Below are 26509 nucleotides of genomic sequence, written 5' to 3' on the forward strand. Positions count from 1 at the left end.
TAATTTATAATTTATTTTAAAGTCTGTATACTGATATGTAAGCATACGGAGCTAAATTTTTATGAAAAGACCAACATTATTATTTGTAGAAGAATATGAAAATACACTATCAAGGAGCGTGGTGTCAAACAGAACTATCAACTTAGTCTTGATAAGATTTAAGCAGAATATGTTCTTTAGTCAAACCCATCTCAAAAAAACATCTAATATTCCTTGTTTCGTTTTTAATAAAGCAGAATCCATGGAACATGAAGTTGAGAGGTTTAGAGAATTCTGTAATAAAAATGAAATTGTTGTTGACTATTTTTATAATGACTCTGAATACAACCAAGAAGTGATCCAGAAGTTTGCTTCGTTACTTAGACTTCCCGGCGCTCTTAATGAGTATCAAGCTCTCTGTGTAAGAGATAAAGCGGTAATGAAAGATAAAATGCAGGAACTTGGATATCGAACAATGCCATATCAAGAACTCAATTCCATTGATGATGCCTTGGAATTCTCAGAAAAAAACGATGGTTTCCCATTTATTATTAAATGGCGTAAAGGAATGTCATCGAAAGAAGTGTATAGGATTGAAAATAAGAATCAACTAGAATCATTACAGTTAGATTATTCTACAGGGAGATTTATAGCGGAAACATACTGTCCTTACTTAATATGGAGCTTTGATTCCCTTATTCAGGACGGTGGGGTGGTTGGAACTTTTCTTACTTGGCTTCCATATACTAATCTTAGTTTCGCCGAGAAAAAGGATAAGTTTGCTCAGATTACAGTTGCAGAAGATCATGAGAATATTAAATTCGACGGAAGAAAAATAACCCAAGACATTATCAGTGAGTTTGGCTTGAAAAATGGATATATAGAAATTGAGTTTTTTGTTGACTCTCAAGGGCAGCCTATAATATGTGAGTTTGCATGGAGAACTGCTGGTGAACACATGTTGTCAAATCAAAGCATTGCGTTTGGGGTAGACGCTTGTTCTTTATTAACCGATATTGTGGTTGGAAGAAAAATACAGCCTCTTCCATTAAGTGGTAAACAGTGTGTCGGTGACATGTTCCTGCCGTTGACTAATGGAATTGTCGCTGAAATTTCTACATATCAGGATTTAAGTGACCTTGCTGGGGTAATCGATGGAAACATTACATACAAGGCGGGAGATGTCATTGAGTCAAAAAGGCAATATACGAGTTGTGCTGGCTGGATTCAGGTTACTGGACAAACCCCTGAAGAGGTTTTAGATAGAATGTTAAAAGTATATGAAAAGTTTAAAATTGTCACAGTTTAATCAATCTATCGCAACATGTTTAATTATTAATAAACACCAGACGAAATATGGATAATAAAATTAGGTATGAAAAAATTTAATAAAATAGCAATCATTAACACGGTTAAGATTACTGAAGAATCAAAAGAAAAAATCCAGCTTTACTCAAAAGAGCCTATTGTTTATCCTGAGTTTGACACAGAAAGTGAAGCGGAAATTTGTCAAAGAATTGATAACGCTGACGCAGTCTTGGGTAATTTTCATTCAATTATAAATGCTTCTATTTTGGAACATTCACCGAATCTTAAGTATATTGGAATTTGTGGAACAAGTTTGACGAATATTCATTTAGAGGAGGTGCGAAGAAAAAACATAGTTATAAAAAATGTCACTGATTATGGCGATGATGCGACGGCTGAGTATATTTTTACTCAACTACTTAATCTTCTCAGAGGATTTGGTCAATATATGTGGAGAGATGGCCCTAGTGAGCTTAATTCAAAAACAATTGGAATTGTTGGTTTAGGAGCAACTGGAAAGAAAGTTGCTAATATAGCCTTGGGGTTTAAGATGAAAGTCTTTTATTACAGTAAAACCAGAAAAACAGACTGGGAGAATAAGGGAATTCAATATTTGCCTATCAATGATTTACTTGAAAAAAGTGACATTATAACTATACATGTCCCTAGAGATACTAAAGTAATTGGAACTGATGAACTAGATACAATGGGTAATGGAAAGATTTTAATCGATACATGTCTAGGAAATATTTATAAAGATATTAACGCTGTTAAAAAATGGCTTAAAAATAAAGATAATTTTCTCATAAGAGATCATCATTCTGAAATAAAAAAAGATCTTGGTCATTTGGAGGGTTTAATATATACAGAGGATGTGATAGCTGGAATGACCTTAGAATCTAGAAATTTATTGAGTGTAAAAGTTATAGATAACATTGAAGCATATTTAAAAACTAATTGATTAGATCTTTGAAAAAGTTATAGTGGACACCAAAAAGTTTAGATCTAATCCCCTGATTAAAAAAGTGCCCAGACAGTAAAACTGTTTGGGCACTACAGCATGCGGAAAACCTCGATGTCTTTTTTAGCTTCCGCGCTGTTTCTGGAACGGTGTATGACATTCTTATAATACCTCACACCGTCGATCATGAGTGGTTCTGGTGTACCGAGTTTAAATCGGATACTTTCAGGAGCACAATCAGTGGGACTAAGTTCTGTGCCTGTGATTTGAAGAAGTGTATTAATGGCATCTCTCCCAACCACAAGTCCTGTTTCAACATATGCGTTTACATAGGGTTTAAAGACCGCATTCCTGTACCTTTCGGGAAGGTCGGAATATACGATTTCTAGTGCCCAGTGTGGCATTATAAGCTTCTTAGTCTCTGGGATGCTTAGACCACCATTCTCAATCATTTTCTTGACTTTATCATGGAATACTAAACCGTGAGGCTTGATCATGTAGAAGCTGGTTTCCAAAGTACGGCCCTCCTTTCTTATTTAAGGTTTCCTATTCTGATAAGGATAATATAATATATTTATGTTTCCGTCAAATGCAAAAATTTATAACCTAATAAGAGATTTACATAATATTGTTATACGTAACTAATCTCTTAGTAAAAAATTGATAATTCTCATCAAACTTCAGAATAGATCAGGGATTATGTCTTAAGTAAAATAAGAAAACATATATTCTAAGCCACATTCAGTTTGAGACCGAGACAGTTTCGAACTTTTTCTGTATTTACGCCATCAAATCAACTTTCTTGTCTTTTACTGTTAACCTACTCTTAAGACAATTCATCAGCTCTCGCTTCTCATCGTTGGTACCCTCCTGCAGAAGGTACTTTGCATACGTCCTCATATCAAACTCTTTTATTTTTGATTCATCTTCATGCAAGATTCCTTTCCTAAATTTATTGAATCGTTTCAGTTCATCTTCAAACTTCTTTTGTATACCTAGTTCGCTGACACTCACTTTATCAATGATTCCAATTAGTTGTTTTATTAAATCTTCTTCACGCAGATACGGATTTTTGCAGTGTCGATCTCGTGATCTACCACAACCGTAGTAGATGTATTTGGCGGTCGTGCCGTCACGGAGTTTTTTGTATTTCTCTTCAGCTGAGATACCTGATCCGCACTTGCCACAGAGCATGAGTTTGGTGAAGGCAAACTCCTTATGCTCTCTAACAATCTTATCTCGTTTCAAATGCTCTTGAGCTTCGTCAAATAGCTCTTTAGTGATGAGCGGTTTGTGCTTTCCTTGATACCAGTTGCCGGAGTCTCGTGGATACTCAAAGACACCGTAATAGAACGGATTGTCGAGCAGTCGGTAGATACCGCTAAGAGTAAGTGGTTTGTTTCCTCTGGTATGGAAATTAAGTTCAAATCGAAGCCAATGATACAACTTTCTGCCAGACCATTTATCGTGTGCCACCTTCTCAAACATCTGCCTTACCACATGACCGCGCTCAGGATCGACTAGTAACAAACCTTTCTTGTCGGTTCGTTTTTGGTTGAGATATCCTAATGGTGCCACCGTCGGCCAGTATCCCATCTCACAACGTGCCCTGAGTCCTCGCTTCACGTTAATGCCTCGGTTATCGTTCTCAAGCTTGGCCTGTGAGCCAAGAATCATTAGGAGGAACTTCTCATTCGGATTATTAGTGAACACCTGTCCATATGTTCGTATCTCATGGAGTTTCCCTTGGTCCATTAGATCAACAACTGCGCCGAGGTCTCCGGCATTCCTCGACAGACGATCAGGTGCCCATGCCAGAATACCGGTATACTTGCCAACCCTAACCTCATCCATCAGCTCATTGAATACTGGCCTCTGAGCAGTATCTTTGGCTGAATGACTCTCGCGCTTAATATCTACCACTTCAAGCCCTTCACGCTCAGCCAACTGAAGCATCTCCTTGATCTGCGAATCGATTGAAAGTACCTGACGTTCTTCGCTCTCGGTACTTTTTCGTGAGTACAAGCAGTACTTTATCTTTTCTTTCGGTACTACTTGGTTTTGCTCCTTTTCTTGTACTGGTATCTCCATTACTCCAATGAATGACAGAATAGGTTTGAGGAGTCCAGAGCGTCCCGAGTTGATAAGAAGTTGATAAAAATCACTTTACTTTATTGGTAATTAATGGTAAGTTAGAAGTTAATGGATAATGAATCTAAAAACTTGGAAGATTTGCCTGAGATATTGACCCTGCGACAAGCCGCAAATGTTCTTAATTGTCACCCTAATACCTTGAGAAACTGGGATAATGAAGGAGTACTTAAGGCAATTCGTATCGGTCGCCGGAAAGATCGACGATATAAAAAAGAGGATGTGTTTAAAATTTTGAAACAAAACAATGGCTAAAGATTACTCAAAAATGAATAAGGAAGAATTACTGAATGAGATTACGAAATTAGAATCTCGCAAGTCTTATGGTTTGGTGTGGGAAGATAAGCCAGAGGATGTTGTTGAACAGTGTAAAACTCAAATACCGATTCTTACTGAAGTTAAAAAATATTTTATCGAAAAAGATTTGGATAAGCCGACAAATCTTTTGATCGAAGGAGATAATTATCATGCTTTAGCAACATTGAATTATACTCATAGAAAACAAATTGACATTATTTATATTGACCCACCGTACAATACTGGTGCAAAGGATTGGAAATACAATAACGATTATGTGGATGAGAATGATTCATTTAGACATAGTAAATGGTTGTCGATGATGAACCATCGGTTACGTTTATCTAGAAACTTACTTACGGACGAAGGCGCCTTAATTTGCGCGATTGATCATAATGAACAAGAAGCGCTGGGCGTAATGTTGGATGAGCTTTTTCCAGAAAGAGAGAAAGTTTGTGTAACCATCATACATAATCCTGGTGGGATTCAAGGAAACAATTTTTCTTACACACACGAATATGCATACTTTGTTTTCCCTAAAAATGGCACGTATATCTCAAAGGTTATTAGAGACGATGTAAAGCCTACTCCGCTTAGAGATTGGGGCGGTGAAGAATCTAAACGCGAATCTGCTAGAAATTGTTTTTACCCAATTCATGTAGATAAAGAAATGAATGTTACGGGATTTGGTGATGTGTTACCAGAAAATAAACATCCCAAGTCTGCTGTATTAAAAGAAAAAGATGGATCAATGGTAATTTACCCCATTGACTCTGATGGAGTTGAACGTAAGTGGAGATTTGCGCGACATACTGTTGAAAGTATTGAAGATGAACTTAGATGTGAAATAGTAAATGGTGAACCATCAATACGCCGATACAAACAAAAATATAGATGGAAAACTGTTTGGAATGATAGTAAATACAATGCAAATGTCCACGGTACACAATATCTTGCAGGTATTATTAAGGAAAAATTCCCTTATCCTAAATCAATCTTTACAGTAGAAGATTGTATTAAGGCCATTATTCACGATAAACAAACTGCAACCGTATTAGATTTTTTTGCTGGATCAGGTACAACTGGTCATGCGGTTTTGAAACTTAACGAAGAAGATGGAGGTAATCGTCGATTCATTCTTTGCACTAACAATGAGAATAAAATCGCTGAAGAAGTAACTTATCCTCGGGTTAAGAACGTTATCAAGGGGTACGGTGACGTAGAAGGTATTCCCGCGAATCTCCGATACTACAAAACTGATTTTGTGGATGTTGAATCAGTTCACAGTGTTTCAGATCAAAAGAAAATAGAGCTTACATATAAAGCAGGTCGGATGATTGCTCTACGAGAGGACACGCTAGAGGAGACTGAGAAGAATGACTGGTGGCAAATATTTACTGACAAAAAAGGAAAAACCACAGCTATTTATTTTAAAGAGGATAAAGAAAAACTTGATGATCTTGTAAAGAAAATCAGTAAATCTGAATCTGCTGTTCTTTACATATTTAGCTGGGGTAAAAATGAGTATAAGAACGAGTTTACTGGCCATAAAAACATACGGGTCGAAGATATCCCAGAACCGATCCTTGAGGTATACAAGGAAATTAACAAGAAATAATTATGTTTACACTTAAAACCTTTCAAGAAAAAGCGATAGCTGAATTACGGAAAAACTTCCTAGAACTTTGGAGTACAGGGAATAAGAGGCTAGAACTTATATTCAAATCACCAACTGGATCAGGAAAAACAGTAATGACTGCACAGTTTTTGCGTGACTTAACTGGTGATCCACAATTCAACGCTGACAAAGCATTCGTGTGGTTTACCTTTAACGAGGAATCATACGAACAAAGCAAGAAGAAGCTTTTTAAATATTATGGCGGTGCCGGAGAAATCGAACTCCTTGATTTAAATGATCTTACCCGTAACGCCAAACTGGAGAAAAACAGTGTCTTCTTTATTAACTGGCAGAAGGTAAAGTCTTCTACTAAAGATGGTCGTAAGTTACGAAAAGACAACGAGAATGACATTACTTTTGACTCATTCATAGAAAAATCAAAAGCAGATGGTCGTGAGATTGTATTGATTGTTGATGAAGCACATCGAGATGCGAACACTGACCTTGCTCAGGAACTTATTGATCTCATTGATCCGCGCATTATTCTCAAAATTACAGCCACTCCGAAGAATGAACCGTCGTATTCTGATGTGAAAAATAAGAAGGTCGGTTTTGTAGACGTTGAGCGTAAGGCTGTAATCGAGGAAGGTTTGATTAAAGAAAAAGTTATTACCCAAACTAAGGAAGATATTGAGAAAGAGGCAAAGAGAGAAATTGACCAAGATTTATTATTGCTCGATTTAGCGTATCAAAAGCGTCTCGAGCTTAAGAAGAGTTATGAAAAGCTTGGTATTGATATTAATCCTCTTGTACTGGTCCAACTTCCCAATGATGATAAAGCTCGCAAGGAAACCTTAGATAAATCAAAGAAGGATGTCGTTCTTGATTTTCTAAAAGATAAAGGTGAAGAAGATCACAATGTTGCTGTTTGGCTTTCAAACGACAAAGAAAATTTGGATGAAATTGAAAAAAATGACTCAGAGATAAATTTCTTAGTTTTCAAACAGGCGGCTGCCACTGGTTGGGATTGTCCTCGAGCGGCTATCTTGGTGATGTACCGAGAGATTAAAAGTCCGGTCTTTCACATACAAACTGTCGGGCGAATTCTTCGTATGCCTGAAGCTATTCACTATCCAAGTCCTGATCTAAATATTGGATATCTATATACAAACTACGAGCGAAATCAGATCCTCGCTGAATACGATAAGCAAAAAGGAGAAAATCGTCCTGCGACACAGATAAGTCGACGCAAGAAAGATGTTAAACCAATCAAGCTCGACTCTGTATTTATGAGTCGTGCTGACTACAACGACCTTGGTGACTCATTCCAGAAGACATTTAAGCAAGTCGCGAATAAAGAGTTGGGTATTAAAGATGGAAATACTAAAGCACAGATTAAGAAGACACTGAAAGAACAGAACCTAGATGTCACAGATGTGAAAGTAGAGAGTAGTCTTATTGTGGATGCTGAAATAGAAAACTACGATAATTTTATTGAGGAACTAAGAGCAAATACGGTAGAGCTTTCAAATGAAATTTCACGTAATGATCTGGAGCGTCTCTACAATCTCCTTTGTTTCAATATCATTTCTAAACAAGAGGATGAGAACAAGAAATTTGCTCCTGAACGTTCATGGGGAAAGTTGAAAACTGCACTCAACGTCTACTTCTCAAATATGCTAGACATCCCTCGTGAGGATTACTACAAAGTCATTGTAAATGATCTACTCCGACCAGATAGTGTATTGCGCCCTATTCTTGGGGAGACACTTGAGAAATATCGTCCAATCCGTGAAAAGGAAGTCAAAGAGAAAGCTAAGCGAACTCGACGTGATGAAGTGTTGGAAATACCACGAGAGTATCTATTCTTCACAGATCTGTATGAAGAGATGAAAGTGAAGAAGTCTGCGATGCATCCTTTCTATATTCAGAAGGAACCTGTTCAAAATGAAAATGAGTTTATCAAATATCTTGAGGCATCAAGTAAGGTCGAGTGGTGGTATAAGAATGGTGACTCTGGAAGTGAATATTTCTCAATTCCTTATTATCACGAAACAGAAAATCGTGAACGCCTTTTCTATCCTGACTGGATTGTGAAGACTAAGAACAAAGTTTGGATCCTCGATACCAAAGCTGGCTTTACTGCCGAAAGCAACGATACTCAATACAAAGCAGAAGCATTGAAAGGATGGTTAAAGGGAAAGAATAAATTTGACGGCGGTATTGTGGTGCCAGACGGTCCGAACGGGTGGAAAATTGGTGGTAAGAAATTAATTTTATAATTATGTCATCCCGTCAAGTAACAAATTGGATTTCTCTTTCTGACATGATGACAGGGTTAATGCTGGTCTTTCTCTTGATTGCTGTTTTGAGTATTGCGCAGGTTGTTGCAAAAGAAGAAGAGCGACAGGAATTATTGAATGAATATGATTTATCTAAGGAGGAAATTTACAATGATCTAGAAGATACGTTTGGAGACAAAAAAGAAGAATGGGGAATTGAGATAAGTCGAGATTTGAGCATCAAATTTCAAAATCCTGACGTATTGTTTGGTTATTTAAGTTCTGATATCTCCTCAGAATTTGAAACTATTCTAGAAGAATTTATTCCTTCGTATCTAAAGATAATAAATAAAGAAAAATATCAAGACAAAATTAAAGAAGTTCGCGTTGAGGGTCATACAGCTGATTGGAATGATTATATGTTTACGGTTAAATTGTCTCAAGAAAGGGCAAATGCTGTATTAAGGACTATACTTAACAGTAGCTATTACAACAATTTAGATGCTAAAACAAAAGATAAAATTAAGTTTTGGTTTACAGCTAATGGACTGGGAAATGGTAGAACTTTGGACTCAGAAGGTGAGTTTACTTATTATTCCGATAAAGATATAAGCACAAACTCTCGTCGAGTTGAGTTTAGGATTGTGACAACAAGTGATGAACTAATTGAGGAGATTATCAATAGACAGCAATAGAACATTATGACTTTAATGACAATATTTATAGTGGTTTGGATTGTGCTAACAATTTACATTCCATACAAATTTAAAGAAAGAGGTATCCAAGAGATGCAAACTATTGCAACTACGTTTGGTATCCTTGGAACATTTATCGGTATTATTGTTGCTTTGTATAATTTTGATACTTCGAACATTGAAGCCGCGGTTCCATTGTTGCTCGACGGATTAAAGTTTGCTTTTGTAACATCTATTTTTGGAATGTTAACATCTTTACTTATTGGACTTTTTCCTCAAAAATTTGGACACGGTGTTGCCAATGAAGAGGGTGTAACTGAAGACAAGGATAAATCAGAGCCAGAATTACTCGCTGAGTTACTTTCAGAAGTTAAAATTCTTAATGGGAATATATCTGGAGAAAGCGATACTACTTTAATTACGCAAATTCAAAAAATGCGAACAAGTATTGTAGATAAGCAAGATGATCTAAATAAGGCTTTTGACAAATTTGCCGAAGATATGGTTAATAGTAATATTGACGCTCTCGCAGAAGCTATTGAAAAAGTAATGGGTGATTTTAACACGACAGTTAATGAAAAGTTGGGCAGGACCTTTGATGATTTTAAGAAATCAGTGGAAAATCTTAATGTTTGGCAATCTGAGTATAAAGCTCAGATATTGTCTCAAACTGAAAATATGAAATCAGTTGCAGACTCACTAAGTACTACAGAAAAAAGTATGAGTGAGGTTAAAGATTCTTATCAAGAAATTGTTTCTATAAAAGAAAAATTTGATGAGCTTCTTAAAAACCTGAATGCGCAATTACAAGGTAGTTTAGATTTTGCAGACGCAATGAAAGACTTAACAACTGATCTAGAAGGATCGGGCGATGTTATAAAAGAAGAGATGAAAGAGATTACTTATGGAGCTGCTACAGAAATGGAAAAAACAATGAATAAAACATTAGCTGATTTTGGGAGTAGTTTAGCAGATATTTCTGGAAAATTAGCGGAGAATTTTGGAAAAATGCAGCGAGCACTTGATAGTCATGAAAATAACTAATATCTATGGAAAAGGACGAATTTAACAATAAAATATCGGATATAGTAAGCTATTTTGATGACATTAAACAAAGAATCGGTGCTAAAGATACGGGGTTTGTGATAGTGCCAAGAGAATTGAAAACTCCAACTGGTAAATTTAATGCTGGTAAACCAATTACTGGTGCTGAATTACAAAGAATTTCTAAAAATTGGAAATCAAAAGATCCTTTGATTGATGAGGAAGGTAATGCGTTCGTTCTTTATATACCTGATTTTACAAGTAATCATTATAGGAGAGGCTTTTCTCCAGAAAATTTACCAAAGTATCATACTTCTTGGTGTTGGACATTAGATAATATGAAGGAATCAGGAAGAATGAAAAGATATATTAAAAAGACGGATATAGAAACAAATATCTTTAAAGGGAAAAAGGATGGAGATAGAAATATTGAGAGTGTATTATATGCTTGTCAAAATTGTAGAAAAACATTAGAAGATATTTACGGAAGAAATATGTATTTTGACGTTAAAAATATGGATATGCTCAAGTTTTTCTCTTTGTACGGAAAACATTATTTATATGACCCTAAAGTGAAAAAACCTTATTCTGTAATGTATCCAAAACATTGGGATGAAATTTCAAAGAAATATAGAGAAAAAGCAAATTGGAAGTGTGATCAGTGTGGTGAGTCTTTCGCGAATAACAAAAAGGAATTAGATGTTCACCATATAAATGGAATTAAAAGTGATGTTAGGGATACAAACCTAAAAGTTTTATGTAAAAAACATCATGCTGAACAACCTATGCATAGTCATTATAACAAAATTATAAATTAGTATTTATGAATTTAACAAAAACAGACTTTAAAGAATACTTAATTTGCCCCAAATGGTTATGGGTAAAGAAAAAGAAACCTGAACTTGCAGTTGAGGGTGAGATGTCGCTATTCCTGAAGAAACTTATTAAAGATGGATATGAGGTTGAGGAATTCGCTCAGCAGATGTTTCCAAGTGGTGTTGAGATAACTGGCAACTCAGGTGTACTGAAAGAAAAAACTCAGGAATATCTAGAAAAAAATCAAACAATGTTTCAAGCGACTTTTGAGACAGACAGAGGCTTGTTTGCAAAGGCAGACGTTCTCGAATTTGATGAAGAAAGTGGTAAGTGGAATATCTATGAAATTAAGGCAAGTTCTTCAATCAAGACCGATCTTCAACATAATCATCTAAAAGATATTACATTTCAAACAATCGTCGCCGAAGAATCAGGGATTCCTATAAATAAAAGTTTTATCATCCATATCAATAAGGAATACAAACGAGAGGGTGAAATAAACCCAAGAGAATTATTTGTTATAGAAGACGTCTCTAAAGATGTCCAAGAAGGTAAAGAAAAAGTAAACCAAGAAATTGAGACTGCTTTAGATTTTTTAAGTAAAGATAAAATCTCAATGGAAGGTTGTGAGTGTTTATACAAATCACACGGACAAAGATGTGATTCATTCACAGTCTTTAACCCTAAGGTGCCTGAATATTCAGTTCATCATATCGTTGGTGGAAAGAAACTCCTCTCACTTATTGAAACTGATGTATTTGATGTGAAAGAGATTCCAGAAGATTTTAATCTTACCGATAAGCAACAAGAAAAAGTCACACTCCAAAAAACCGGTAAGCCAATAATCGATGAAGAGTCAATCAGAGAAACGCTTTCTAATTTAACTTTCCCTCTGTATTTCTTAGATTATGAGACTTTTGGTAAGCCATATCCAATACTTGATGGATACACCTCAAATCAGCAGATTGTATTTCAATACTCACTACATATTCTAAAGGAAGATGGTTCTTTAGAGCATCGTGAGTATTTAGCTGATGATTTTGAGAATGCCACAAAAGGACTCCTTGATCATATGAATGAGCATATTGGCCCTACAGGAACTGTTGTCGTCTGGTATGAATCATTTGAAAAAGGAAGAAATAGGGAGCTTGCTGAAATACATTCAGAATATGCTGACTTTCTGCACAATATAAACAGCCGAATCTACGATCTAATGCTTATATTTAAAAAAGATTACCTACACCCTGATTTTTATGGGAGTGCCTCTATCAAAAAAGTGCTTCCTGTAATGCTTCCAGAATTATCCTACAAGAACTTAGAAGTTCAAGACGGAACAATGGCTATGAGCGAATGGGAGAAGATAGCTACTGGAAAAATTACAGGTGAAGAGGCAGAAGAATTACGAAAACATCTACTGGAATACTGTGAACGAGATACGTTTGCGATGGTTGAGTTGTTTAAGAAGCTACAACAATTATAAATATGATGCATGTTATTGAACTTATAAATTATCTTACAGATGTTTTCAAAGTTAATTTTTTTAAAAGACAAACTGTTTCTTAAAATAAGAAACAAAAAGGATGTAAGACTATACACCTTCAAATCAAAACTACTGCTATATGGAAAAAGAAATTTTAAGCAATATTTCACGATAGCAAGAGACGGAACTGTGACAGAGAGGATTCTTTTGAATGTACCTGATGTTTCATTAAGAGAAGAAATTATTTGTAAACACTACCTTTCTTTTTTAGTTAAAAACTTAATAAAGGAACCTATCGGTATCAACTTGCTAAAAAGGGATCAGCCATGGGATTTTAGTGTTGAGCTCAGTAATGGTGATAAGTTTAATATAGAAATCACATCAATCGCTGAAAACAAGGAGTTGTTTGAGAAATTAAAACGTGAAGAGGAGTTTGAAAAAATAGTCGCGAGAAAAAATATTTTATTGCGCGAACTCAAAAAAATCCATTTCTGGTTTCGTAACAAAAAGGCAAAACAGACCATCAATGATGCTGAAGAAAATTTTTTAAATAAAAACGATAAAGTATTGAATCCTTTTTACAATTATCCAAGCAGGATTTTCTATAGTAGTTACATAAAGAATGAGGGGGACTCTCTGAAAGATTTGATATCAGGAGCAATTAAAAGAAAGGTGTCCAAGTCTCATTTAGATAAAGATAAAACTATTTTAATAATTGATAACCGAACTATCCAATTCGGCCTGGAAGACATTTTTTGGGTAATTAAGGAGTTAGAAGTTGAGTGTGCACACATTCCTTTTCCTGAGATTTATTTCTACACAGGCCACTACTCAGATGACGATGGGAATAATGCTAGGTATTCATTCGTACCCCTTAAGTAACCAGAAAAACATTAAAAACATGCTCACGTCCCTCAGCTATCGAGTTTTCTGAGGGGGGTTACCGTTTATTTCTCCTTATCTTTTTTCTATCAAGAAGTTTCTGAAGATTATCCGCCACCTCTTTAGCTCCGTCTATTTTCAATTTATCTTTTACATCATAAAACTGATCAAAGAAATCATTTATAATATGACGCACCTCCTCGCTAGTTCGTTCTTTGGTTCCAAGTTCTTTAATTCTTTTCGATAGCTCGTGAACCAAATCTTCTTTACTTATTTTCTGTTTTTTTCTGCCTCTATACTTTTCTATATTGGGTTCTTTATAACCACAAACCCGACATGTTTCTCCAGATTCAAGTTTGTGTGGATGAGTAACTGGATCGACATAAGTTGTACGAACTGGTTTGTATCTCGGATTGTTGTATTGAAGCCAGAATATAATAAGGCGAGCATTTTCGTTTTTGATGCCTTTAATAACCGCTGACTCAGCCATGTCATTTATGTTCTGCCGACCTATTTCCAATATCGCATCAGTCTGATCACGAAAGTCTTTATCATCCTTACGCCATCTGTAGTAGGTGGTTCGATCAAGGCCGATTTTCTTACAGGCAAAAGACACAATTGGTGTCTCTGCCAATATTTGTAATAGTTTCGATTTATCACCCAACCTAGCCATTAATCTTTACCCGTTTCTTACCCGTATATTTCTCCCATCTATTCAAGATCACTTCCGTATAGACATTCGATTTTTCCATGAGGAAACAACGCCTATTTAACCTATTGGCTGCGATTAAGGTAGATCCGCTTCCACCAAACGGTTCATACACCAATTCGTCTCTTTTCGTTAGTATCTTTATATACGGAATCAGTATTTCTACAGGTTTCGTGCCAAAGATAATTCCCTGACCGCTAGATTTTTCATCCGCCGCATTATGTTCAATAAAGTCAGTTGGGCAGTACTTTTTGTTTTTTCCATATGACTCCCAGTGTGGTTTGCCGGATATAGCAAACAGAGCGGTTTCGTATTCATTTTCAACAAGTTCCCCCTCTTGTTCTAAATTAACCTCTTTGTTATCCGTACCAACCATAGCAATGTCATACTTTGAAAAGAGTTTGTGCTTTCCGGCATACCCTTGATTTCTGTTGGGGAGATGCCAGATAAGCATATTCCTGACTTTCCAGTATTTCTCCATCTCATTCCAGATCGTCCTGATATTTTTCCAGTTTTCATAGACAATGATAGCGAAATGCTCGTCTTGTATTTTATTCACATTCGCCATCCACTTTTCGGTAAAGTCTTCGGGGATAGATTCGGTTTCTAAGTACCTTCTGTTTTTCTTGGCTCCAAAGCCGGTGGTTGCTTCACCGTGTTTAGTCTTGCCGTGTAGGTAATCTAAAATATATGGAGGGTCCGTCATAACCATCTGGGCTTTTTCTTTACCAAACAGTTTTGTGACATCTGCCTCTGTTGTGCTATCACCACACATTAAGCGTGACCCATCGAGATCATAGATATCTCCCTTTTTGACAGTGACTTCTTTGATATCCAGTTTTTCTAGTTCTTTTTGGAGATCAAAAAGTTCTTCTTCGTGATCTTCGTCGAAAATAATATCTAGTTCTTCGGAATCAAATCCGATGTCAGCTAGAATGGTTTCATCGAATTCTGCCAAAAGGTCATAATTAAATTCTCCTTGATTTTTGTTTAAACGAAGATTTAATTCTTTTTCTTTTTCCTCGGTTAGATCAAGAAAAACCACAGGAATAGTTGTGTGACCAAGCTCCTTACACACCTCGAGTCGAAAGTGGCCACCAATAACGACATTGGTTCTCTCTTTATTTTTATTAACAATCAACGGATCAATTGTGCCAAAACGATTGATACTCTCTTTTAATTGTTTTTTCTGAAATTCATCCCATGTACGAGGATTATATTCAGAAGCGTGAAGTAGATTTATATCTACATATTCTATTTTGATGTTGCTCATAATAACTTAATAATTAAACTAATAAACCGTAGCTTTTTGCTACGGTCTTATTTAATCATTAAAAATTTTTGGATTTCATAAAAAAGTACCTCACTTTTTTATGAACTTTTTAAATACCCGATCCCTTATCTTTTTTATTTGGTCGGATATATTATATATCTCTGACTTACTCGGTCTTTTTCCAGTCTTATCTTCTATAAAGTCTGCTATATCCTCTGATGTTCTGGTGATATATTCTTGGTCTCCATAGTCAAAATAAATTCTTTTGTTTTCCCATTGATCTTTGATTGCGAGTTTTCTATCTAAATCTTTTATTTTCTTGTTAGAAAAAAGTCTCTTACCAAAAAACTTATTTGTAAACTCTTTTATAGTTAACCAATCTTTGTCAGTTAATTTATTATTTATAGTAAGTTGTACCGCTCTATTTCCAACAGTTGGTTTGATAGAAAAAGGTAACCCTGGAAGTTTTTTAATTTCACCAGTTATTATGTATTGTCTTATCGTCTCAAACCAGTTATCAGGATAATTAAAGTCCTTAATTATCTCTTGGATACTTGCAGTAAAATAGTTTATGAGTTCCTCCGCATTTTCCTTATGTAGTAATTTATTAAACCAAGCCTCAATTGATTGATCCTCATCTTTAGATTCGCTATCTCCATAAAGGCCTTCAGGGATTTCTAAATAGGATCGAATTTCTTGAATTCTTTTTCCAAATTCTGGATCACTAAAAGCCAATCGTATATTGTCTTTGTTTCTAGAGCCGTATTCACTTATTTTCCGTTTTAAACCCTTATCTTTCATTGTTTTGATGATAGTTTGTTTGTATTATGAAAGCAACAGTTATATGCTCCCTCGTGTAGTATTTGTTGCATTTTTTACAAGTTACAGCCCGACCCGACCTCCTCAAAATCCGCTATACTAAAACCACCAAGAAACCCTTGTGGGGCTTGAAATAATTTATTACTTAACCCGAACTGCCCGCCGAAGAGTTTTGCGATGAGGTGGAGAGGGCGAGCGCAGTATTTTTGAAAAAAATACGTCGCGCGGACTCGAAAAGGTTCTTTAGATATTTTGTGAGCTTGCCTGCTGGCAGGCAGGGAACGAGACAAAATATCAAAAACCTGTACTGATCCTGTAAGGATCGAGTCCCGCCGCCTCCGCAGATTTGAGTGTAGCAAAAAGCTGCGGAGGAGAGCAGGGTGTTTTTAAGCGTTTAGGTGGATTTGAGAGAGTCTGACTTGCACAACATTTGTTTAAGCTGGGTACGTACTTTATTGCGGTTCCTGCGGAATATTTGTATAGTGTTGTTACTATGACAAATAAACAAAACAATGTTAATATCTCACCGCGTAAGAGTAAGAAAGTTGTTGCTATAAGTTTTCTTTTCTCAGTCTTTCTGGCTGTGTTATCAATTTTTATATCAAATCTTATTATTACACCAAGTCCTTGGGGACCGGTGTATTTTTTTTGGGGTTTTGAAATAGCTAAAATTTTTAGTGCGAGTGTGCTTTTTACATTTATAGCATCAGTGCCGTTCATTATTCTAAATTTTTTTGCTGTATTTATTTTTAGAAAACACAGAAGTATTAGGGTTGGATTATTACTGGGTTATTTGAGTATAATATTAATCTATTTAGTATCATTAGCGCTTTATGGATCTATCCCTTCACTGAATACTATAAATCAAGTTGGTCCGGAAGATGCAAGTCAATGTGCAGAAATGCAAGTTACTAATAGTACAGAAGGTGCGTTAAGAAACTATTGTTATATAGAAGTTGCTGAAGAGACCTTGAACATTGATTTGTGTGATGATCTTGTGAGTGAATATGTAGCCGGAGATATACAATCATGTAAAGATAATATAAATCTTAAGCTTGCATTGGAAAACCTGGATGCTAATTATTGTGAAAATATAGTTTACAGCAATAATCGTAATACCTGTAACCTATCTATGTCATTACAAACTGAAAATTATAGTCTTTGCACTAAAATTATTGAGGGAGGCGTCCTTGATACTGAGATGTGCTACATGAGGTTCATCAAGCAATATAACTCAGAGGAGATAAGAAACGAACTTTGTCCACTAATAAAAAACCACAGGGATAATGTGAATAATCCTTGTAATAAACCCATACCTGAGTAGTTTGTTTAACATTTAGTCAGTAAGTTTCAACCTTGCGGTTTGGGACATTTGGCATAATTATTTTTGCTTTAACAAACCCTCGTGAATTATTTCACGAGGGTTTGCTTAAATTCTATAAGCCGTAAGCTGCAACCTATAAGCTAATCTTTACACAAACAACTCCTTATAAATATCTTCCAACGCTCGGACACCGTCACCGGCAGCAATGTTATTCTGGTGATAAAGCACGTTCGTGCAATCTCCGGCAGCCCAAATACCATCATCAGTTGCTTTCTGGGTCCATGGGTCGATCTTGATCTGCTTAAAGTCATTCAGTTCAACAATGTTCTCAACGAAAGAAGTATTCGGTACGAGCCCGATCTCAACAAACACACCGGTTGCTGCAAGCTCGTGTGTTTCTTCGGTTGCGAGGTCTTTGTAAACAATTGCTTCTACCATCGCATCGCCTTTGATCTCGATCGGCTCGGCGTTAGTGATACCGGTGAACTTCTCGTTCTTTTGGAGTTTTTCGACGGTGATCGGGTCACCTTTGAATTCTTCACCTCGGTGAAGAAGAGTAACGCTTTTGGTGTATGCAACAAGTTGCATGGCGGTTTCAAGGCCTGCGTTACCACCACCGACCACAACAACATCCTGATCAGCAAACATCGGCCCGTCGCAAGATGCGCAGTATGTTACTCCTTTGTTGTCAAACTTTTCTGCTCCGGGGATCTTAAGCTTGCGCCGGTGGCTACCGGTACCTACGAGAACCGCCTTGCTCTCTATCTCTGTGCTGTTCTCAGAGATGGTCTTGAAGTGAAACGGTTCGATTTTTTCGATCATTTTGACGCGTTCTCCTTTGAACACAGTCAAGATGTTTTCGGCGTATGCATTAAGGTGTTCCTCGAGTTGTTTTGCAAGGTCGTGTCCGGAGATCGAAGGAGTTCCGATCCAGTTCTGAATATCAGTTGAGACTTCACTTTGTCCTCCGAACGTATCGGTGACAAATGCGGTTTTAAGTCGTTTACGGGAAGCGTATACCCCTGCTGCTACTCCTGCAGGACCGCCACCTATGATCGTTAGGTCGTACATAATTGATTCAGTCTTATTTTATCCGTTCTCATCTCAGTTTTTATCGTTGCATTGTACCAAGTATTCAGTATGCCGTATACCGTATTCAGTGATCGCTCTGCGGCGGAGCCGCAGAGCGATACAGGATACTCGATACTGAATACAGAAGGCTATTTCAATTTGGATCGTCGTAGAAATGCCGGTACTGCGCCCCAGTCGTCATCGTCATCATCGTCCTCCTCAATATCAACTTTCTTCGGAGTTTCCGCTGGCTGACTTTTTGGCTCTGCCTGTTGTTTCGAACCTGTAAAGGTATTAAAGATACGTCCTGACGTTGAGGGTTCTTCGCGTTCCTGTTGAATGGGTTGTGTCTGCTGCGTCGCCTGTTGCTGAGGCGGCGTCATGTTCTCGGGGATACCGCTTCCGGCAATCGGCCCGCCGCTCTGCACGCTTTTCTCAGGGAAGCCACTAGCAATAACCGTGATCTTGATCTCGTCCTTGCGCAGCTTGTCGCTGTTTACTGTACCAAAGATGATCTTGGCGTTCTGGTCAACTGATTCAGTGATCGTTTTAGCTGCTTCCTGGATCTCGAACATGGTTACGTCAGCACCGCCGGCGATAGAGAAGAGTACACCTTGTGCGCCGTCAATAGAAAGCTCGAGAAGAGGGGAGTTGATCGCCGCCTTCGCTGCCTCAACAGCTCGATTTTCACCACTTGCTGTACCGACACCCATAAGTGCGTGTCCGGCGTTTTCCATGATAGATCGAATATCAGCAAAATCGATGTTAGCTACTTCACCCGGTGTGGTGATAAGGTCGGAGATACCTTCAACAGCTTGGCGTAACACTTCATCACACATGGCAAACGCGTCTCTCGCACGTGTTTCTTTGTCGATCGAAGCGAGAAGTTGATCGTTCGGGATGATGATGATCGCGTCAACACTCTTGCGGAGTTCCGAGAGTGCATTATCTGCTATTTCTCGTCGGCGCTGACCTTCAAAAAAGAATGGCTTGGTTACCACACCTACCGTGAGCGCCCCTTGCTCTTTAGCTGCTCGGGCAACAATAGGAGCCGCGCCGGAGTAGGTCCCGCCACCAACACCACCGGCTACAAAAACCATATCCGACCCCTTTATGCTTTCCTGGATCTCCTCAGTGGTTTCTTCGGCAGCCTTGCGTCCCATTTCCGGGTTCATTCCGGCACCGAGCCCGCGGGTTATGTTCTTTCCAATGTGGATCTTTTTCTTCGCTAGTGAATGGTGGAGGTCTTGAGAATCAGTGTTGATAGCAACAAATTCCACTCCTTTTACTTTGGAGTTGATCATGTGGTCAACCGCATGCCTTCCTGAGCCACCGACTCCGAGGACTTTGATGCGTGCAAACGCTTCAACTTCTGGTTTCACTTGTGGCATAAATGAATTTCAGCTTATTTCTTGCCTTTGGTCACGAACATACACGCTGCCAAGTTTTATTGCAGTTGTACCGGCAAAAGACGTTTTTGCCTTACAGCTGCATTCAGAGCAGTTTTGTGCTATGTCTACTGGTCGGTAAGCCCGGTTGCAAACATAGAATGCATAATTTCGTGAGTCAAAGATTACGTTGAAAACATCATATCATACTTTACAGGGATGCAAAGCCACCCTGTACGCTTTATTTGTTACGGAAGAAATTGCTTGATCCAGCGAAATATTTGGGGGACAAGACGCTTAAGCCAAAGACCTCGCCTACCAGCACTATCACCTGATGACAGGCCGTAGATACAGATGCCATAGGCAACTGCCCATCGGGCATCTTGTATCTGTCGCGAAGTTTGTTTACCGAACTCGACTGAAGCTACTCTTGAAGGAAGTTCGAGAGAACTTTTTGCCAGGTCACTTATGTTGGCAATTCTGGCTCCACCTCCGGTAATGATGATGCCCGCCGGAAGCATTTTGTTGCGCTTGATCCGTTTGAGATGTGTTTCTATTAATTCAAAAATATCCGACAGACGGGCGTTTACTATTTCATTGAGTTGTTGACGGGAAATGTTCGTGCCGGTTCGTTCGCCGTGCTTGATCTGTTGCGCTTCTTCAAGAGGTATCTTCAAGCCAAGCGCAATGTCGTTGGTGATATCTGTTGAGCCAAGAGAAAAAGTTTCAAGTGATATTGGAAGATTGTTTTCAAATACAGCTATCGATACGGTCTCAGCGCCGATGTTCGCTAAAACACAGCCGGCGATCTTTTGGCTTTTAGAGAGACTTACTAAACTGGCAGCGATAGGTGAAGCAACGTAGTCGGTGACTTCAACGCCGGCGTTCTCGACTGCGTCGACCAGATCGCTCACGTGTGGTTCGAGGGCTGTTATGAATAGGTACTTTGCCTCAATTCTCATACCTTTGAGGCCAATCGGACTTCCCATTACCGGCTGACCGTCTATGGAGTGTTGGAGAGGGATCCGGTGAATGATTCGACGGTTCTGGAGTTGTGCTGGCGGAATGTTCGCCTCGCAAGCCTCTTCGATCGTGGTAAGATCTAGTTCACTTATTTCGTTGTCGCCCCGAGAAACAGTTGATGTACCTTCGGCAGTTATGCTTTCAAGACTGATACCACCTATAGCAAGATAGCCCTCCTCGACGGTAACCCCACTTGCTTTTTCCGCCTCCGCAAGGGCGACAGCAATACTGCTGGTTACTTCATTGGTGTTTATAATGTAGCCGTGTCGTAGGCCACGAGATTCAGCAATACCGGTACCAATAACGTGAGGAACTGCTTTGCCTTGAGCGTTGCGTGAACGTTCAGCAATAACAACCTTAACGTGGTGAGTTCCAATATCTATTCCTGCTGTTGTGTTGCGTGACATAATAAGGAGAGAAGCACGCCACACGTTTCGTTTTAATTGTGCAAAGTGGTTACACTTTAAAACGGTGGCGGATACGAGCTTCGCTTGCTTCCATTCTACCCCCGTGTTCCATTCCTTTCAAATGAAAACAGCCGTGGATAAAGAGAAAAACTAAAAAGTGATCCAGTTCACGATCAAAATCAGGTGCTTTCATTCGGGCGATCTCCGGGCAGATAACGATCTCGCCGCTTGTGTCTGAATACGTAAAACTCAACACATCGGTCGGCTTGTCTTTGTTGCGATACGTGCGGTTGAGTGTCTGTGATCGCTTTCGTCCAACAAGGACAAGTGAGCATTCAAAGTGTTTGCCGAGGATCGCATTCTTTATAGCTTCATAATCAAACCCCGTCGTCCTGCGGACGACGGGGTTTGAGGTCAATGTTGTGGAGATGGAAAAATGAGAAGCCAAATATTCAGCAAGGATCTTCATAACAGATGTACTGTTTGTCCGCTAGTTTCGTCGTCGGTTATCGGTCTTTTCACCGATTTTGCCGAGTTTTACAAGCCATTCGATACGAGCCTTTCGCTCTAATTTCTCAAGTCGTCTCTGTTTAGTAAGCTCGCTGGAAAGCGGTCGCTGAAAATAGCGGTGCTTACGGGCAGACGAAAGGGTATTTGAGCTTTGTACGCGACGGGTAAAACGACGCAGCAAGCTGGTGTTGTTCTCGTTTCCTTTTTTGATTACTTCTGCATTTCGTGCCATAGGTTGTTTAGATTAGCACAAGAGAAGAAAACAGGCAATATTTTGTTTATTTTTCGTAAAGTGTGTAATAGAAACGTATTTAGTATCCTGCATCCGGTATTCAGTACACCGCGACCAAAAGGTGAGGTGTGCACTGGCTTTTGGATACAGATCACATCGTGTACCGCTTGAGATAACTGACCAGCTGGTCTAGAGGTACGGTTTCTTGGGCTCGAGTGTGGGCGTTACGGACTATAACAACGTTTTCCATTGCCTCCTTTTGACCCATGATGATCGTGTACGGCAGTTTGAGTTGTTCTGCTCGAGCGAGCTGTTCGCGGATCTTGTCGCGGACAAGAGAGTGGTACACCGGAATGCGGGCAATTCGCAATTCGTCAATAAGCGCGAGACTTTTTTGCCGGGCAACATCACCAAGGTGTGCGAAAAAGTGTTTTGGCTGCAAAGGTGTTTTTCTCTGTCGGCGAGTTTTATTTCGAGGTGTATAGGAGAGAGAGATGCCAACGGCACTGATGTCGTGGCCGAGGCGGATCTTTCGACTGAGGCGGTTGTAGCGAGTCCCCATTGCCAGCGGTGCCGTTTTTTCTTCGAAGTCATCGTCCATTTCTCGGATAGAAAAAACGGTTTGGGATGAGATGTTTCGGTTGCCTACCAAGGTGTTCTTGATGCGATACGGCACGCCGAGTTCCTCGAGGTGTTCAAGGACATCCATAAAATGATGGCGGCTGGCGTCGCTGAGATAACTGATCGCTTTGGGCGCTTCCTCGTTAAGCCGCTGGCAGATCTCGTCATTCGAGAACTGAAGCATATCGAACACATCATTTTTTAAAATATCGTGGAATTTTGGTGGCAGGTCGCCAATACGGTCACGATAAAATTGGATCAGTGCTCGTTCGAACCGCTGGATCGATTCACGATCGCCAATACTGTTCACGTCTACGATCAAGTTCTGATAACCTTCCTCGCGCAAAATGCAGTACGCGGTCTGGATCGTAAGTGCGTCAGCAACACTGTGTGATGCACCGATCACATCGAGACCAAGATGGATGTTGCCGTCGCTCGATACGCCACTAACGCTTTTATTACGTGCATAAAAAAGGAGGAGAGGGTAGGAGCACTTATGAAATTTGTTTGCGTGATAAAAACGTAGGAGGGAAGTCTTCTCTTCAGGTGCGCATAAAAAGAGCGAGCGATCATAGGCGTGAAAGCGCTTTGAATCAGTTCGGTCTGTGCGAGATATGGTAGGAGCTTTGATCGGTGCAAATCCGTAATACATTGCGATCTCAGCCGGTGCGTCAAACTGCCGTAAGAGAGGAAGCGGCTCGGGAAATATAGTCGGCGTATCGTACATATTGCGTTCCTCTGGTGCTGAAGAAAATGGTGCCATAGTGCCTATATTAATGGATAAATTATTCGATCATTGATCCTGCTTGTAACTTCCGGGTAACAGGTTTAGTTCTTGAAGTGGAAAAAGGCGGATAAGCGGTCGCCCTTGAATAAGTTCGCGTTCGAGCGGTCCCCAGCTGCGAGAGTCTGAACTTGCCTGGCGGTTATCTCCTAAAACAAAGTATTCATCGTTCTTGAGAGAGGTTCGGAGACTGTCTATTTTTGTATGTTCAACGTATGGTTCATCAAGAAGAATTCCATTGGGGTGTTCAGCGTTGTGTATGATGACATCTCCCCGGTTTATCTCCACTGTTTCTCCGGGCAGACCGACAATACGCTTAATGAAGAACGTGGACCTGTCTTCAGGGGAACGAAATACGATCACGTCACCACGATGAGGATTATTGAGCTGATAACTTAGTTGGTCAACGATCAGATACTCACCGGTATCAAATGTCGGAGCCATTGACTGACCATTGACAATGAACGGTTGGGCAATAAAGATCCTGAACGGTACAACAATGATCAGTGCAATAAATGCAAAGCGAATAACATCAATAAAAAATGAGGAGGCAATCGAGCGCGGCTGAGGAGGGGTTTGGGGATGTTCAAGGCTCATACCACGAGTGTTACAAGAGCTATTGTACTTTACGAATGGTCATTGACACAAGCTCTTATTGATTTTTTAAATTTTTTGGCACATATAGTATGTCAATCAGAGCAGACATTTGCTTACAGTATCGGTGCGTCTTGTTAAGAAATACAAAAATGATCGTTTGACTTGTTTGTAGATGCGAATGGTCTTAGAATACCTTTATGATAACCCACTACATTATTGGTCTTGGCAATCCCGGTGAAAAATATCAGGACACACCTCACAACGTCGGCTTCCACGTGCTCGATGAGCTTTTGAATACTTGGCAGGGCGGCAGCTGGAAGCACGACAATGTACTCAGTGCTTCGATCGCTCGTTTTGAGTTTTCTAATACCTTGTTTGTATTTATAAAACCACAGACATTTATGAATCGTTCTGGTGAGACGCTCCGCGCACTGACCAAACAGGTTGATCCCGGGGACCTCATAGAGAACATGCTCGTTATTCACGATGATATTGATCTGCCTGAAGGAAGGATCAAGATAACGCAACGCAGTGGTGCCGGTGGGCATCGCGGTATTGAGTCTATCGCTCAGGTACTTGGAAGCAATGAGTTTAAACGACTGAAAATAGGTATTGCTCCGCTCGATGAGAATGGGGAGATGCGTAAACCTAAAGGTGAGCGCGCTGTCTCTGACTATGTTCTCGGACAGCGTCCGCGGTTTTCAAAGCGGGTGAGTGAAGAGATCGCACCGCTCACCGCGGATGCTATCTGTGTTCTTGTTCGTGACGGGGTTGAGAAAGCAATGTCATTATATAATGCGCAGTCTGAAGATCGAACCGAGAAACAAGGAGAAGAATAAAACAGTCATTTATTTTGCTTGCGATATGAACGCATTACAAAAACCGATCACGTGAGTGATCGGTTTTTGTATTTTGTTTCGGTAATTTCTCTTACACTATTCTGTCGTATTTGTTGAAGGTTGTTGGGTCGGTCGGCTTACTTGCTTGTTAACCGGATTGCCTTCCTCGTCAACAAGAGTCAATGCCATGCGCTGGCTGTTCGGATCGAACAAGGTGATCTTAAGTGGATACGTTTTTCCGAGCTCGAGAGTTTCACGAAGTGCATCGGTGTTGCCGAACTCAGAAACATGGATCAAGCCGGCGATACCTTCTTCGATCGAAGCGAGGGCGCCGTGCTTGTTGTACTTGATGATCACACCTCGTACGATCTCACCGCGTTGGTAGCGCTTCTCAGCTTCTTTCCATGGATTTGCTTTCAAAGCCTTGATCGAAAGTGAGATCTTACCGTCTTTGATGTCGACGATCTTTACACGCACTTCGTCACCGACATTATAGAGTTCCTTAGGGTCTTCCACCAATGACCAATCGATCTCAGAGATGTGGACAAGTCCTTCAAGTCCGTCTTCGATCTTAACGAAGATACCGAAGTCAACGATACCGGTAACTTCGCCGGCAACTTCATCGCCGAGTTTGTAGCGGTCGATGATCTTCTCTTTGTTCTCGGCGTCAGGAGTTTTCTCTGAGAAGATGAGTTTCGATTCGCTTGGCACTGCCGAGATGATCGAGACCGAAAGTTTTTCGCCAACCAGTTTGCGCAACTCGTCAAGGATGCGGTCTTTGTCGCCGTCCTCAACACGTGGGTAGTGCTCGGTTTTGAGCTGGGAAGCAGGCAAGAAGCCCTGGATGCCTTGCCAGCTGATGATCAAGCCTCCTTTGTTTGCCTCAGTTACCGGTAGTTCGAGAACTGTTTTGTTCGCTACTAACTCCTCAGCCTCGCTCCAGATCAGTGCCTGGCGAGCTTCTTTCAAGCTGATCTCAGTGTAGCCTTGGTAACCCTCGCGCTCTACAACCTTTCCAGTAACGGTATCACCGATCGCGACACGCTTTATAAGGTCGCGAGCGTTTATGTATTCCTTTCCAAAAATGATACCGGTGCCGAACGGAGGCAGATCGATATAAAGAGTGTTTTTACCGTGTCCGATGACCGGTCCTTCTACAATGTCACCTTCTTGAGGCGGTTCCGGTGTTTCCTCGAGAATGCTGGACATCACATCACCGCGATCATCCAAGTTGACGTCCTGCAGATCTTCCGGCGTCTGTCCCTGATGGGTGATCTCCGGTGTTTTGCTTGCGATTCCGCTACCAGCCTTTTCTGGCTCTGCTGCCGGAGCAGCTGTTTGCGTCACTTCGTCTTTATCTGTTGCTGTTGCCATAAAATAAAGGGCCTTACGTGCTCCT

At 39.6% G+C, this 26509-nt stretch carries 25 protein-coding genes; 12 read left to right on the forward strand and 13 right to left on the reverse strand.

Annotation, left to right across the window (positions count from 1 at the left end; genetic code table 11):
* Positions 1–61: 61 nt before the first annotated feature.
* Both WD312_01830 and WD312_01835 read left to right on the forward strand, forming a co-directional pair.
* Positions 62–1288, forward strand: coding sequence for a hypothetical protein (locus WD312_01830; protein MEX2563833.1), 1227 nt, complete (start codon positions 62–64; stop codon positions 1286–1288).
* 66 nt (positions 1289–1354) lie between these two features.
* Entirely contained in the window at positions 1355–2248 is an 894-nt protein-coding gene (locus WD312_01835) for an NAD(P)-dependent oxidoreductase (GenBank protein ID MEX2563834.1), read from the forward strand.
* Positions 2249–2340: 92 nt separating this feature from the next.
* Here the strand turns inward: WD312_01835 and WD312_01840 are convergent, their stop codons facing one another.
* On the reverse strand, positions 2341–2763 hold the full coding sequence (locus WD312_01840; GenBank protein ID MEX2563835.1) for a nucleoside-diphosphate kinase: 423 nt from the start codon (positions 2761–2763) through the stop codon (positions 2341–2343).
* Positions 2764–3028: 265 nt separating this feature from the next.
* On the reverse strand, positions 3029–4339 hold the full coding sequence (locus WD312_01845; protein MEX2563836.1) for a recombinase family protein: 1311 nt from the start codon (positions 4337–4339) through the stop codon (positions 3029–3031).
* Between the two features lie 111 nt (positions 4340–4450).
* On the opposite strand from WD312_01845, the gene WD312_01850 reads away from it, so the two are divergent.
* Genes WD312_01850 through WD312_01885 form a run of 8 tightly spaced genes read left to right on the forward strand, consistent with a single transcriptional unit; the run spans position 4451 to position 13513 of the window.
* Positions 4451–4654, forward strand: coding sequence for a helix-turn-helix domain-containing protein (locus tag WD312_01850; protein ID MEX2563837.1), 204 nt, complete (start codon positions 4451–4453; stop codon positions 4652–4654).
* A gap of 13 nt (positions 4655–4667) precedes the next feature.
* Complete coding sequence (locus WD312_01855) at positions 4668–6314, forward strand: site-specific DNA-methyltransferase (protein ID MEX2563838.1); 1647 nt, start codon at positions 4668–4670, stop codon at positions 6312–6314.
* Positions 6315–6316: 2 nt separating this feature from the next.
* The gene (locus tag WD312_01860; GenBank protein ID MEX2563839.1) at positions 6317–8596 is read left to right on the forward strand and encodes a DEAD/DEAH box helicase family protein; all 2280 of its coding nucleotides are present in this window, start codon (positions 6317–6319) and stop codon (positions 8594–8596) included.
* A gap of 2 nt (positions 8597–8598) precedes the next feature.
* Positions 8599–9291 carry a hypothetical protein gene (locus tag WD312_01865; GenBank protein ID MEX2563840.1) on the forward strand — a complete coding sequence of 231 codons (693 nt, stop codon included), beginning with the start codon at positions 8599–8601 and terminating at the stop codon, positions 9289–9291.
* A gap of 6 nt (positions 9292–9297) precedes the next feature.
* Positions 9298–10335 carry a MotA/TolQ/ExbB proton channel family protein gene (locus WD312_01870; GenBank protein ID MEX2563841.1) on the forward strand — a complete coding sequence of 346 codons (1038 nt, stop codon included), beginning with the start codon at positions 9298–9300 and terminating at the stop codon, positions 10333–10335.
* A 5-nt stretch (positions 10336–10340) separates the two neighbouring features.
* Positions 10341–11153: an HNH endonuclease gene (locus WD312_01875; GenBank protein MEX2563842.1), complete on the forward strand. Its 813-nt coding sequence runs from the start codon at positions 10341–10343 to the stop codon at positions 11151–11153.
* Positions 11154–11158: 5 nt separating this feature from the next.
* Entirely contained in the window at positions 11159–12631 is a 1473-nt protein-coding gene (locus WD312_01880) for a DUF2779 domain-containing protein (protein MEX2563843.1), read from the forward strand.
* Positions 12632–12670: 39 nt separating this feature from the next.
* The gene (locus WD312_01885) at positions 12671–13513 is read left to right on the forward strand and encodes a hypothetical protein (GenBank protein MEX2563844.1); all 843 of its coding nucleotides are present in this window, start codon (positions 12671–12673) and stop codon (positions 13511–13513) included.
* A 58-nt stretch (positions 13514–13571) separates the two neighbouring features.
* Here the strand turns inward: WD312_01885 and WD312_01890 are convergent, their stop codons facing one another.
* The 3 genes from WD312_01890 to WD312_01900 form a co-directional block, all read right to left on the reverse strand.
* Positions 13572–14186: a hypothetical protein gene (locus tag WD312_01890; GenBank protein ID MEX2563845.1), complete on the reverse strand. Its 615-nt coding sequence runs from the start codon at positions 14184–14186 to the stop codon at positions 13572–13574.
* Positions 14179–15495 (reverse strand): DNA methyltransferase, encoded by a 1317-nt coding sequence (locus tag WD312_01895; protein ID MEX2563846.1) that lies wholly within the window; start codon positions 15493–15495, stop codon positions 14179–14181. The genes WD312_01890 and WD312_01895 overlap by 8 nt, the downstream gene beginning before the upstream one ends.
* Before the next feature lie 90 nt (positions 15496–15585).
* Positions 15586–16296: a hypothetical protein gene (locus WD312_01900; GenBank protein ID MEX2563847.1), complete on the reverse strand. Its 711-nt coding sequence runs from the start codon at positions 16294–16296 to the stop codon at positions 15586–15588.
* 511 nt (positions 16297–16807) lie between these two features.
* On the opposite strand from WD312_01900, the gene WD312_01905 reads away from it, so the two are divergent.
* A complete protein-coding gene (locus WD312_01905) occupies positions 16808–17638 on the forward strand; it encodes a G-protein coupled receptor (GenBank protein ID MEX2563848.1) in 831 nt (276 codons plus the stop codon).
* 147 nt (positions 17639–17785) lie between these two features.
* On the opposite strand, the gene WD312_01910 is transcribed toward WD312_01905, so the two are convergent.
* The 7 genes from WD312_01910 to lepB all read right to left on the reverse strand — a co-directional run bounded on the left by WD312_01910 (position 17786) and on the right by lepB (position 24271).
* The gene (locus WD312_01910) at positions 17786–18709 is read right to left on the reverse strand and encodes an FAD-dependent oxidoreductase (GenBank protein ID MEX2563849.1); all 924 of its coding nucleotides are present in this window, start codon (positions 18707–18709) and stop codon (positions 17786–17788) included.
* 149 nt (positions 18710–18858) lie between these two features.
* Positions 18859–20100, reverse strand: a complete 1242-nt coding sequence (gene ftsZ, locus WD312_01915; protein ID MEX2563850.1) for a cell division protein FtsZ — start codon at positions 20098–20100, stop codon at positions 18859–18861.
* A 245-nt stretch (positions 20101–20345) separates the two neighbouring features.
* On the reverse strand, positions 20346–21527 hold the full coding sequence (gene ftsA / locus WD312_01920) for a cell division protein FtsA (protein MEX2563851.1): 1182 nt from the start codon (positions 21525–21527) through the stop codon (positions 20346–20348).
* A 49-nt stretch (positions 21528–21576) separates the two neighbouring features.
* Complete coding sequence (gene ybeY, locus WD312_01925; protein ID MEX2563852.1) at positions 21577–21996, reverse strand: rRNA maturation RNase YbeY; 420 nt, start codon at positions 21994–21996, stop codon at positions 21577–21579.
* 21 nt (positions 21997–22017) lie between these two features.
* Positions 22018–22269, reverse strand: coding sequence for a hypothetical protein (locus WD312_01930; GenBank protein MEX2563853.1), 252 nt, complete (start codon positions 22267–22269; stop codon positions 22018–22020).
* Positions 22270–22420: 151 nt separating this feature from the next.
* On the reverse strand, positions 22421–23653 hold the full coding sequence (locus tag WD312_01935; GenBank protein ID MEX2563854.1) for a His/Gly/Thr/Pro-type tRNA ligase C-terminal domain-containing protein: 1233 nt from the start codon (positions 23651–23653) through the stop codon (positions 22421–22423).
* Positions 23654–23683: 30 nt separating this feature from the next.
* Positions 23684–24271, reverse strand: a complete 588-nt coding sequence (gene lepB / locus WD312_01940; protein MEX2563855.1) for a signal peptidase I — start codon at positions 24269–24271, stop codon at positions 23684–23686.
* 197 nt (positions 24272–24468) lie between these two features.
* Here lepB and pth point away from each other — a divergent pair, with 197 nt between their 5' ends.
* Positions 24469–25110 (forward strand): aminoacyl-tRNA hydrolase, encoded by a 642-nt coding sequence (gene pth, locus WD312_01945; GenBank protein ID MEX2563856.1) that lies wholly within the window; start codon positions 24469–24471, stop codon positions 25108–25110.
* A gap of 96 nt (positions 25111–25206) precedes the next feature.
* Here pth and WD312_01950 read toward each other — a convergent pair whose 3' ends face one another.
* Positions 25207–26484, reverse strand: a complete 1278-nt coding sequence (locus tag WD312_01950; protein MEX2563857.1) for a S1 RNA-binding domain-containing protein — start codon at positions 26482–26484, stop codon at positions 25207–25209.
* Positions 26485–26509 lie beyond the last annotated feature (25 nt).

It is taken from the genome of Candidatus Paceibacterota bacterium, assembly GCA_040905715.1.
In the GTDB taxonomy this organism is placed as follows: domain Bacteria; phylum Patescibacteriota; class Minisyncoccia; order Phycocordibacterales; family CSBR16-193; genus JBBDHZ01.